Source organism: Paraburkholderia sp. J11-2 (genome assembly GCF_905220185.1).
GTDB lineage: Bacteria > Pseudomonadota > Gammaproteobacteria > Burkholderiales > Burkholderiaceae > Paraburkholderia.
This window is the reverse complement of the sequence record NZ_CAJMYY010000050.1, coordinates 25,779-36,450: the sequence shown is the minus strand read 5'-3', so window position 1 is coordinate 36,450 and position 10,672 is coordinate 25,779. Positions and strand designations below refer to the sequence as shown.

General features: G+C 55.2%; 9 protein-coding genes and 3 pseudogenes. 5 read left to right on the top strand and 7 right to left on the bottom strand.

Annotation, left to right across the window (positions count from 1 at the left end):
• Nucleotides 1-346: 346 nt before the first annotated feature.
• The 3 genes and pseudogenes from fdhA to U5A57_RS39640 all read right to left on the bottom strand — a co-directional run bounded on the left by fdhA (nt 347) and on the right by U5A57_RS39640 (nt 3,767).
• Nucleotides 347-1,545: pseudogene (gene fdhA, locus U5A57_RS39650) on the bottom strand (formaldehyde dehydrogenase, glutathione-independent).
• A 198-nt stretch (nt 1,546-1,743) separates the two neighbouring features.
• On the bottom strand, nt 1,744-2,697 hold the full coding sequence (locus tag U5A57_RS39645; protein ID WP_321847139.1) for a PDR/VanB family oxidoreductase: 954 nt from the start codon (nt 2,695-2,697) through the stop codon (nt 1,744-1,746).
• A 20-nt stretch (nt 2,698-2,717) separates the two neighbouring features.
• Nucleotides 2,718-3,767: an aromatic ring-hydroxylating dioxygenase subunit alpha gene (locus U5A57_RS39640; protein ID WP_321847136.1), complete on the bottom strand. Its 1,050-nt coding sequence runs from the start codon at nt 3,765-3,767 to the stop codon at nt 2,718-2,720.
• Between the two features lie 121 nt (nt 3,768-3,888).
• Here U5A57_RS39640 and U5A57_RS39635 point away from each other — a divergent pair, with 121 nt between their 5' ends.
• Nucleotides 3,889-4,806, top strand: coding sequence for a LysR family transcriptional regulator (locus U5A57_RS39635; RefSeq protein WP_321917601.1), 918 nt, complete (start codon nt 3,889-3,891; stop codon nt 4,804-4,806).
• Nucleotides 4,807-4,911: 105 nt separating this feature from the next.
• On the opposite strand, the gene U5A57_RS39630 is transcribed toward U5A57_RS39635, so the two are convergent.
• The 3 genes from U5A57_RS39630 to U5A57_RS39625 form a co-directional block, all read right to left on the bottom strand.
• The gene (locus tag U5A57_RS39630) at nt 4,912-5,091 is read right to left on the bottom strand and encodes a helix-turn-helix domain-containing protein (RefSeq protein WP_321917600.1); all 180 of its coding nucleotides are present in this window, start codon (nt 5,089-5,091) and stop codon (nt 4,912-4,914) included.
• A gap of 283 nt (nt 5,092-5,374) precedes the next feature.
• Nucleotides 5,375-5,713, bottom strand: coding sequence for a phage integrase family protein (locus U5A57_RS41785; protein WP_408585119.1), 339 nt, complete (start codon nt 5,711-5,713; stop codon nt 5,375-5,377).
• A gap of 170 nt (nt 5,714-5,883) precedes the next feature.
• The gene (locus U5A57_RS39625) at nt 5,884-6,351 is read right to left on the bottom strand and encodes a MarR family transcriptional regulator (RefSeq protein WP_321917599.1); all 468 of its coding nucleotides are present in this window, start codon (nt 6,349-6,351) and stop codon (nt 5,884-5,886) included.
• Nucleotides 6,352-6,594: 243 nt separating this feature from the next.
• Here U5A57_RS39625 and U5A57_RS39620 point away from each other — a divergent pair, with 243 nt between their 5' ends.
• From U5A57_RS39620 to U5A57_RS39605, 4 genes and pseudogenes are all read left to right on the top strand, one after another.
• Nucleotides 6,595-7,695, top strand: a complete 1,101-nt coding sequence (locus U5A57_RS39620) for an aromatic ring-hydroxylating dioxygenase subunit alpha (protein ID WP_321917597.1) — start codon at nt 6,595-6,597, stop codon at nt 7,693-7,695.
• Nucleotides 7,696-7,874: 179 nt separating this feature from the next.
• On the top strand, nt 7,875-8,846 hold the full coding sequence (locus U5A57_RS39615) for a PDR/VanB family oxidoreductase (protein ID WP_321917595.1): 972 nt from the start codon (nt 7,875-7,877) through the stop codon (nt 8,844-8,846).
• Nucleotides 8,847-8,881: 35 nt separating this feature from the next.
• A pseudogene (locus U5A57_RS39610) lies at nt 8,882-9,067 on the top strand (IS110 family transposase); the annotation flags it as partial.
• A gap of 336 nt (nt 9,068-9,403) precedes the next feature.
• Nucleotides 9,404-9,634, top strand: a pseudogene (locus U5A57_RS39605) (winged helix-turn-helix transcriptional regulator); the annotation flags it as partial.
• 54 nt (nt 9,635-9,688) lie between these two features.
• Here the strand turns inward: U5A57_RS39605 and U5A57_RS39600 are convergent.
• Nucleotides 9,689-10,669: a PDR/VanB family oxidoreductase gene (locus tag U5A57_RS39600; RefSeq protein ID WP_321931494.1), complete on the bottom strand. Its 981-nt coding sequence runs from the start codon at nt 10,667-10,669 to the stop codon at nt 9,689-9,691.
• Nucleotides 10,670-10,672: the final 3 nt, after the last annotated feature.

The following is a 10,672-nucleotide window of genomic DNA, read 5'->3' as shown; positions in this document are numbered from 1 at the left end:
TTCCCGACCATGTCAGCTACAACGTCGGCATCGCGCAGGTGGGCGGCGCGCGTCTATTATGCCTCCTGCACCGACGATTCTGGCGAACCATCGCGCCCTCTCGACCTGCGCTTGAGTTGCAATGCACTCAGCCACTACCTGATTCGCTAGCCAGGCGAAGCTAGTCATAAGGGCTGCATCTCGTACGACGTTTGGCATCAAATCCTAGTAGGATGCGCCCCGACAAGAGCTCTTCTCGACAACGGCACAAAAGAAGGATGGGCACTCTAAAAATGCCCCTCCAATATACGACAGTCCGGTTGCCAGACAGCTGGCGCAGGCGCCCAATGACTCGTTAGTAAACGCCCTATGCCGCTTTCAGCACCCCGTGCGGATCAATGACGAACTTGGTCGAGACGCCTGAATCAAACAGCGAGTAGCCCTCGGGGGCTTGGTCCAGCGTAATTACATTGACATTGACCACTTCCGCAATGTTCACCCCGGTCCCAGAGAATGGCTTGCATTAAGCTTCGGTTGTACTTCATAACAGGCGTCTGCCCGGTGAAGAAGCTATGCGATTTCGCCCAGCCCAAACCCAATCGCACGGACAGGCTGCCAAGCTGAGCACTTGGATCAACGCCGCCAGGATCCTCTGTCACATAGAGGCCAGGGATACCGATCTTCCCAGCGACACGTGTGACCTCCATCAACGCATTGAGGACCGTCGCTGGCGCCTCCGATTGAGATCCGGCGTGACCGTGCCCCCTTGCTTCAAAACCCACACAGTCAATTGCGCAATCGACCTCCGGTTCACCGAGAAGGTCAGCGATCTGGTCACCAAGTGAAGCATCCGACGACAAATCAACGGTTTCGAAACCCACGCGACGAGCATGTTGGAGACGAGCAGGATTAACGTCCCCAACGATTGTAACGGCAGCCCCAAGCAATCGTGCGGACGCTGCTGCTGCCAATCCAACTGGACCGGCACCCGCCACGTAGACGGTACTTCCGGGACACACTCCCGCGGTCACCGCACCATGGTGCCGGTCGGGAGGATGTCGGACAGGCACGTCAGATCGCGAATCTCTTCCATAGCGCGATCTCGGTCCGGAAATTTTAGAAGATTGAAATCCGCATACGGCACCATGACGAATTCTGCCTGCCCACCGATCCAGCCGCCCATATCGACATAGCCGTACGCCCCACCCGGGCGCTCTGGATTCACGTTGAGACACACACCTGTGCTTTGCTGCTTGCACATCGGGCAGCGTCCACACGCAACATTAAAAGGCACCGACACCAGATCACCCACTTGAAGTGTTGTGACGTCCGAGCCAATCTCGATCACTTCCCCGTTATCTCGTGGCCAAGGACGAGCCCAACGGGAGCAGTTTTCCGCCCCCGCACCATGTGCTGGTCTGAGCCGCAGATATTGGTAGTCACCACCCGCAATATAACGCCGTGGCTCGCTTTACGCCCTCTTGGATCCACCAACTCCGGGAACGGGATTGACTGAACTTCAACCTTACCGTTACCGACGTACACGACACCGCGATTACCTGGCATTATTTTGTCTCCGTCTTATAGCAACGAGATTAATGGTCGATTAATTATAAAATTGGATTATTCGCCGATTGAAAAGTCCCAACATGAACCACTTTGATATTGAGGGTAGACGGATGGACGCGCAGAACGCTTTGCTGCGGAAGAATGCATCGCACAACGTCTGAAAGACCTTATGCGATGCAGGCTGGCACGCCCCGGTCAAATATCCAGGACGAGCACTGGCGACGACGACCTGGAGCAACACGGGGTGAATTGATCGTTCGCCGCGCGTTCTTCGTCGGTCAGGTACAGATCTCGATGCAGAGGAACGCCTGCCGCGACCCTCGTAACGCAAGTGCCACATACGCCTTGCTCGCAGGAAGTCGGAATTTCAATGCCGTGGCGCGCCAAAGCAGCGACAACTGACTCGTCCGCGCCAACGAGGCACCTCAGCCCGGTACTCGCGATGTGAACTTCGAAAGACTTGTCCGCGGAGTCGTCTTTCTTCGGGTTCGCTCCAAAATATTCCCGGTGCAACTGTGCTTCGGCATAGCCAGCACCTCGGGCAGAATCCAGAACGTGCTGGATAAATCCACTCGGGCCACAAACATATACGTGCGGCGTTGCCCCCGGCGCATGTTTGAAAATCCACTCTGCATCGAACTTTTGATCCGGTTCGTCGTCAACGTGCAACCTAACTGCCGAACAGAATCTCTCCCTTGTGAGTTCTTCCATGAAGGCAGCTTTATTGCGCGTTCTTACGCAGTAGTGGAGTTCGAAGGAACGACCTGACTCAGTGAGTTTATCGGCCATACTGATAATTGGCGTGATTCCAATTCCGCCGGCGACGAGTATCGAGTGCTCCATACTGTCTTCCAATGGGAAGTGATTTTTCGGCTCACTCACGCGCAACCTTGCTCCCTCCTCTAGCTGGTGCATGGCTATCGAACCCCCACGTGATACCGGATCTTTCAGGACGCCGATAAGATAGCGATGCGTCTCCTGCGTGGAGTTACAGAGTGAGTATTGGCGAACATATTCGCCTGGAACATGCACATCAATATGCGACCCGGCGGTGAATTGAGGTAACTTACGTCCATCCTCACTGACGAGTTCGAAGGTGCATATATCTTCTGCGACTTTCCGCTTTGCGGCGATCTTGACATTCAACATGATTCAAACCCGTAAATGCACTATTCCGAAGTTTCCGCCCAAACATGCTCGGATGCTTCAGACTTCAACAATGCATCCCATACACGGCGTGCCTGTACAGGCCCGATATCGAATGCAATGTCGACGAACTCTCGCCCGGGCGTACGTTGCATACTGTGGTACTGCGACTCGATAATCTCTTTGTCTTCGTTAAACGTCGCAACAATGTTCCGATATATCTCGTCGGTGACTTCAGTCTCGTCGATTCGGAAATTGTGGGCCGCGGACCAGAAGTAATGAGTCGAATGTTCGGTTTCCGGCGTCATTGCGTTGAGTCCGCGAAATCCGTATCCGTCATCTCGGTTCCCTTCCGGAGCGCCCGCACCAACGTCCTTAGCGCCAGTGAAAATACGAACTAGACCAGGCTCGAATTCAATCTCTTGCCAGCGGTCGACGTGCTCGGTGCCAAATTGATAAGCAGCTGTATATGTGGGCGGCGGAATTGAGTCCAGCATCCAGCGCTCGACACGTACCCCCTTTGTTGTCCGCGTCGTTTTTGTGTCCGCGGCAAAGTGCGTCTCGGCGTCGCCACCAATTGTGTGTTTGTGGACGTATCCGAGATGGGTTAAATCAAGAAGGTTGTCGTAGATGAGAAGATGATTCGCCTCGATCAGATACGTATTTTTGCGGTATCGCCAGCGACCATCGGAGTGCCACGGGTAGGCAGGCACATTGGCGACGTCCGCGAGATCTGGCCCTCCCATCCAAATCCAGATCAGATCGTCCTTCTCAACAACCGGGTACGACCTGACCTTCGCCTTAGTAGGTATCTTGCTTTGTCCTGGCACACGCGTACATTGCCCACTGCAGTCGTACTCGAGACCGTGATACGCACACCGCAAGCTGTTTCCGACCACGTCTCCGTGGTGCAGCGGGAGTGCCCGATGACAGCAGCGATCTTCCAACGCTGCGACGGTCCCGTCCATCGTCCGGAACAGGACTACGGGCTCACCAAGCAACGTCCGAGGGAACGGCTTTTGCCCGATTTCATCTGCCCATGCGGCGACGTACCACGAATTTCTGACAAACATCTACGTCTCCAAAGTTGTTAAGGTCTCGACCGAATTTTTAGCATTTTCCGCTATTGCACTCAGTGTCACCTTATCCGTATCATGTTTCAATCCGATTTCCAACATAACTCTCATAGAAAAAATGGATAACTTCGATTTGAACCTACTGAATGTTTTTTCCGCATTGCATCATCATGGCCACGTCGGCAGAGCGGCCGACGAGTTGGGAATGAGTCAGCCATCCGTGTCTTACGCGTTAAAGCGGCTACGTGAGCAACTAGGCGATCCGCTCTTCGTGAAAGTGCGTCACGGAATAGAACCCACGCCCCGCGCGCTGGAACTCGCACCAGTTGTTCAATCGATCCTTCGCGAGGTGCGTGAACACGTATTGACCGCACCGGCGTTTGAGGCGCAGACAGCTCAGCGAACATTCACGATCGCCATGTCCGACGTTGGAGAGATGGTTTTCTTGCCAAGAATTCTCAGACGCGTCGCGGAAGATGCGCCGTTTGTAGATGTTAGAACTGTATCTAGCGACCCGAAGGACCTCATGACCGCGCTTCAGCGCAGTGAAGTCGATCTCGCAATCGGCTACTTTCCGGACTTAAGTGGCGTAGACGTGTTCCAGCAGCGCCTCTTCCGTCATGACTTTGTATGTCTAGTCCGAGCGGATCATCCTGTTTTGGAATCAGGACTCACTCGTAAAGCGTTCCAGTCACTGCCCCACGCCGTTGTACGTGCGGAAGGTCGAAGCCAGGAGATCGTAGAGCAATATTTGCGTTCTAAGGGCATTGAACGACGCGAGATGCTTCGCTCACCACATTTCCTTAGTATTCCGATGGTCGTTGCTATGACCGACCTCGTCGTGACTGTACCCAGAGCTGTTGCCGAAGTTTTTACGCAATTCGCGAACGTGAGAGCAGTGAGCCCTCCCTATCCGATGCCAACGTTCGACCTGAAACAACACTGGCACCGCTGTCAAAACAACGATCCTGGAAACCGTTGGTTGCGTGCGATAGTATTGGATCTGTTCAGCCAGTCCGAACCTTCAAAGGCTTAGTCCAGCAGACCGGACAGCCCAATGCATCTGTACGCGTCTCCATTGAATACAAATGCTGACGCTACCCCCGTCCCGGGCACGTGCCCCTTGCAGGCAGAGCGTCAATCAGCTCTCGCCGGCAGATTGAGCGACTACCGAGAATTCGTCCGATCCAGTCGACATACCAACATCACGCAATTGGCGTAGGCGCGCGTACACGGTAGTACGCGAGATCCGCAATTGCCGCGCCACCGCGGCGACGTTACCTCTGTGCTCACACATGGCTTGCTGGATTGCGACAAGCATGTGTTCTTCCAAGCTTGCTCCCGCTTGCTGAAACGGCAGTAATTTCCATCGGCGCGCCGCCACTTGAGTTCCGCCCGACGGGCGCGGGGCAAGCGGCACTCCCGGCGTGCGAAAACCTAGGCGGGTCGATCAAAAAGGGAAAGGGCCCGACAGGGAGACAGAAAGTGCCTGATTTGGTGAGGTATTTTAACGGGGCCGCCTCGCAAACCAGCATCAAACCAAGATCAACCTACCGTCGCAAAATGCATTGATATCAAGGGTAGGCCTTCCTAGCGATACGTTCCTAGCGACTCGTGCAGCGAGAGCCACGATTGCATGGCCTCATAGTCATTGCTCGCGTTAAGGAGGCTGGCTGGCCCAGGGTTCCGTTTAGTTCCTCCGGAACACGCAATGTTTCCCATGGTTTAGGCAGTTGCACAGGCGCAGCGGCGAGGGGCGCGCATACGCGCTCGCCTATCTCCGGATGGCTGTCAAGGAGCGCCTCTACGCGGCGTGCCTCGGCCGCACCGATCCCGTGAACCGGTTGCCACCGGCGTCGCCGACGACCGACACGAACCGCACAATCACCAATCGTGCGGAGTCCATCAGCCGCCGGGCAGGTACCGATCCGCGCTGAACACAAAGCGCGGCAGACGACTGCCGTCAGTCGACCGAACAACAAGCAAACGACCGGTATCGAGGGGCAGCCAGACGGTATTGCTATTCGCAGCGAGCATTTCGACGCTACCGGCTGCGTTGCACCACTGACCCGCGCCGGAGGACCAATCGCGGAGATCGAGCAAAGTCAGCCGACTAGTCTTTTGCCGGTACGTTGCTCAGTTCGGTATTGGCGTCTATGAGGAGCTTCATCAAACGCATGAATTCCCTTTGATCGGCCTTCGATAGAGATTCAAGCAGGCGTTCCTGCGACCGAACCAGTCGTGGCACGACGGCCTCGGCGATCTCGACTCCCGATTCTGTCGGCGTAATTTGCCGCGCGCGTCGATCGTGCGGCGCGACATTGCGAACAACCAGTCCCCGGACCTCCAGGCGATCTATAACACCTGCGATTGTCGATGTGTCAATGCCAATTTGCGACGCAAGCGTCTTTTGGTCGATTTCCGGGTTATTGCAAATCGTAAGTAAGGCAGCACATTGAATAGGCGTGAGATTGAGATCGTCAACCTCCTGAACGAACAGGGCGACAGCGAGCTGGTGAACCCGCCGCGCGAAGTGACCCGGCATGGTGCAGATATCAATGTTCAAAAACGTTTCGGTCATTGCCGTCCTCTGGGACTTCGGGGATTACCCGAATTCTACACGGTCATATAGTTCGTATACTGATCATACGCATACAAAGTAATTCGTGCAACGGAGTTGCTTGTCGTGCGCCATGACCGGCAGTGCAATTGATCGACCGCCCTGGTCAGTGCAGCCTGCGTTAAGTCATACGAGTGGACACTGACGTGGTGGTATTCGCGCCTCTGCAGTTCCTGTGGGGCGAGACACTTGAAGGAGAATGAAGTGAATTGGCTGAAAAATGTGTGGTACGTCGCGGGCTTTTCGCGCGAACTGGATGGCGGTCAAGTCGTGGACCGACGATTTTTGGACACGCCGGTCGTCATGCTGCGCCATTCAGATGGGCGCGTAGCAGCGTTGGAAGATCTGTGCCCCCACCGCCTAATGCCGTTGTCGGCTGGGACGCGTGTCGGAGACGAACTGCAGTGTGGCTATCACGGCATGCGCTTCAGGATCGATGGGCTATGCACGCTGGCGCCAGGTCAAACGCACATGCCGAGTCAGGCATGCGTGCGCAGCTTTCCGCTCAGCGAAAAACATGGCCTCCTGTGGATTTGGCTCGGGGACGCTGGTCGAGCCGACGTCGATCTCATCCCTGACATCCGTTGGAATGACCATCCAGATTGGACGCCGTCACGGGGCTACCACCATGTAAAGGCAAATTTCCGCCTTGCAGTCGACAATCTCATGGACCTCGGTCACGAGAGCTGGGTTCATCTCCGCACGATCGGCCAGGGGCACGAAGAATGCATCCCTAACTATCCGGTCAAGGTTTCAATCGAGGGCGAAGGTTTGCTAAAGGCTCATCGCGAGATGCCCGATATTGACGCTCCCCCGTTCTTCGCCATGGTGCTGAATCATAGTGGACCGATTAATCGATGGCAAACGGCAATCAGTCTCGCCCCCAGTATCTGCATGACCGACTTCGGTGTTTACCCGGTGGGGACCTCGGCCGATGACGCATATCGAAGTCATGTATGCCACCTTCTCACGCCCGAAACGGAAGAATCCAGCCATTATTTCTGGTCGGTGGCCAGAAATAAACGGCTTGATGATGAAACCCTCACACAGGATGTTTGCGAGGCCATCACTCAGACGTTCGACGAGGACGCCGAAGTCCTCGAGATCCAGCAGGCCCAGATCAAAAAACTGGGTGGTGCGGTGCCGCGAGTTGCCTTGAAGGTCGACGAGGCACCGATTCGTACACGACGACTACTGGACGCGCTAATCAAGCGCGAACAGGAAGATCCCACCTTCGTATATCGACCCGCACTCATGGTCGATGACGCGACGCCAGCGCTCCAGATGGAACTGACGCGGCGATGAACTTTTAAACTGTTGATCGGGCTCCGGTGGTTTCTGTTTGAAGGATCCATCTGGGACTAATCTCCTCGAATCAGTCACGCCATCGGCGACGATGGCTGGCATGCCTGGATGATCGTCTCAAGGATTCGCTACCTTGATGCAAATATAGCCGTTACGGCCCTTGAGCAGGAGATTGAAAAATGGCGGGCAGGGAAGAAGATATTAAAGTCCGGGTTGCGCGTAAAGAGTCGATCGCGCTCGACGTCGCGCTGTTCGAATTGACAAGCTTGAGCCAAGCACCCCTACCCTCGTTCAGCGCAGGGTCGCACATTGATGTTCATCTGCCTGGAGGCATGGTCCGGCAGTACTCGTTGTGCAACGACCCAACCGAAACTCATCGTTATCAGATTGCGGTTCTGAAGGACGCGACGGGACGCGGGGGGTCGCGTGCGATGCACGACTCAGTCCATGAAGGTGATGAAATTCGCGTTAGCGCACCCAGGAACTGCTTCGAACTTGGGGAAATATCGGAGGACATAATTCTTTTGGCCGGAGGTATTGGCATAACGCCGATTCTGTCTATGGCCGAAAGTCTTTCGGCGCAAGGTCGTTCCTTTCAGTTGAATTATTGCGCTAGATCGCGTGAGCGGATGGCGTTTATCGATCACATCGACCGATCCCGCTTTCGGACAAAGGTGAATTTCCATTTTGACGACGGAGACGATGGCCAAAAGTTTCGGCTAGAAGAGGTGCTTGGCAGGGGACAAAACCAGTCGCACGTCTATGTGTGCGGCCCGAAGGGATTCATGGACGCCGTACTTTCCGCCGCGAGGGAAAGTGGATGGTCGGAATATCGACTTCACTACGAGTTCTTCAACGCGGAACCTGTTCGTCTGTCGACCGAAAAGAGTTTTGAAATCCAGTTGGCAAAATCAGGGCGGGTTCTCTGTGTTGCTCGGGAGCAAACCGTCGCAGAGGCGTTAGCAGCGCACGGGGTAAACATACCGACGTCATGTGAGCAGGGTGTTTGCGGAACTTGTCTGACCCGCGTAATCTCCGGGCAACCTGATCACAGGGATATTTATCTTTCCCCGGAAGAACAGAAAAAAAACGATCAATTTCTCCCGTGTTGTTCGCGATCACTGTCTTCCAGGCTAGTACTCGATCTGTAACTATTCGCTCGAATTAGTTGTATTAGTCGTGATTCCATGGCGCGAGAAGTGTGCTTTACCTCGGGAAGCACGCGGGGCCATGGGCTGAGCAATTGCAGAAGCGACGTCCGTCAAACGTAGTCGCTGTTGCGCTGGCGAACAAGATTGCCCGAACGATCTGGGCAATCCTCGCGCATGACAGACCGTACGATCCAGCTCATACAGCAGTAAAGTCAGCTTGATAGACCGAGCAAGAGGGTAAAGCTTGTAGGAATGACGTCGAAAGGTTGCGTTGGCAATCGAGCGTGATGACAAGACAGGTCGGACCGTGACTCGCTGAACCTGAAAGTTAATTCGAGCGTTCAGCTCGTGCGACAAATGAGGGGCGAGTCAGCGGATTTCATCGGGGCCCGCAGCGTATGAGGCTGCATTGAGGCCGCATATAAAGCTGCAACCCATCCTGTCGATTCAACGCGCGAGAAAAACTGGCGCATCGGGGGCGTTCATATAAAAATTATCTTGGCCGGCGTGCTGCTTGACGCTGTCTAGAAGAGAAGATTTCACAAGAAGGCACTCGTATGATCGATACGAAGACAGATGTGCGCGGGCACGATCACCCAGTCTGCGCGTCCGTTGTCGATGTGTTGGCCCGGATTGGCGAGAAATGGACCGTCATGGTTGTGGGCACGCTGAGCGAAGGCCCGCTACGATATACCGAACTCCAACGTCAAGTGGGCAGCATTTCGCAGCGCATGCTGACTCTGACACTGAAAGCATTGGAGCAGGATGGATTGGTGAACCGGACGATGTACCCGACCATCCCACCGCGTGTGGACTATGAGTTGACGTTCGTGGGCCGCAGCCTAAAGATCGAGCAAGAGAACTGGTGTCTTGGCCCTCGAAACGCACATCATCCTCGTTCCGTTGCGCCTCTCGTTGTCGCTCAAAACGCTGTCGCGATGATCGGGTATGCCTTCGATCACAGCAGTCTCACAACTGCCGCATAGCCCTTCCCTACACGAGTTGGGTACTTCGATGCCGGCGGAACACACAGCGTCAAGGATCGACTGATTGGAATGCACTTTCAGATTCTTCCGCGAGCGGACAAGTTGCACCTCAAACGCCTCATTAGCCTCGGACTCGTCCTGCCGACGTTGAAAACGTTCCGCGCGGAACAGTCCCGGATGCGTGAGGCGCGCAATTGATCCGACAGCCTCTATCAGCGAGGAGGGGCCACAGCAATACAGCATCTCTCCGGCATCTCCATCTGCCGCCCATGACTGGATATCAGGAATGCCTTGCTGATCGGTAGATACGAGTACGGCGCGCTCACGCCCCGCATCCAGCTTGATCAACTCTTCAGAGAACGCCATACGATCCGGCGTTCTGCAAAGATACAAGAGTCTCCAAGCAACGCCCGCTTCGTTGCATTGTGCGATCATGGATAGAATGGGTGTGATTCCGATTCCACCGGCCACAAATGAATATGAGGGCGCTGATTCAAGGACAAAATTATTCCGCGGGCGCCCTATGCCGAGTGCCAAACCATCTCGTGCCCACTTGTGTAACCGCGCTGAGCCTCCCTTGCTCTCCTGCACAAGCGCGACGCCGATGTGGTAGCGCACAGGTGTGGCTGATGCTGTGCCGCAGAGCGAGTATTGCCTGACCATCCCATCGGGAAGAAAGACATCGATATGCGCGCCCGGTGTGAAATCCGGCAACAACCGTTGTCTTGGTGCGACCAAGCTGACTTGGATCACATCGCGGGCCACTGCCCTCACGCTTTCCACAACTACCGAGAGCGTTTCGTTTCGGGCGATACCACTTTTCGTGCCGACCTCCATGAC

Bases quoted from the DNA above. Each gene is read 5' to 3' on its own strand.
- U5A57_RS39600 (WP_321931494.1), bottom strand. From the start codon at position 10,669: ATGGAGGTCGGCACGAAAAGTGGTATCGCCCGAAACGAAACGCTCTCG.
- U5A57_RS39640 (WP_321847136.1), bottom strand. From the start codon at position 3,767: ATGTTTGTCAGAAATTCGTGGTACGTCGCCGCATGGGCAGATGAAATC.
- U5A57_RS39645 (WP_321847139.1), bottom strand. From the start codon at position 2,697: ATGTTGAATGTCAAGATCGCCGCAAAGCGGAAAGTCGCAGAAGATATA.
- U5A57_RS39615 (WP_321917595.1), top strand. From the start codon at position 7,875: ATGGCGGGCAGGGAAGAAGATATTAAAGTCCGGGTTGCGCGTAAAGAG.
- U5A57_RS39635 (WP_321917601.1), top strand. From the start codon at position 3,889: ATGGATAACTTCGATTTGAACCTACTGAATGTTTTTTCCGCATTGCAT.
- U5A57_RS39630 (WP_321917600.1), bottom strand. From the start codon at position 5,091: ATGCTTGTCGCAATCCAGCAAGCCATGTGTGAGCACAGAGGTAACGTC.
- U5A57_RS39625 (WP_321917599.1), bottom strand. From the start codon at position 6,351: ATGACCGAAACGTTTTTGAACATTGATATCTGCACCATGCCGGGTCAC.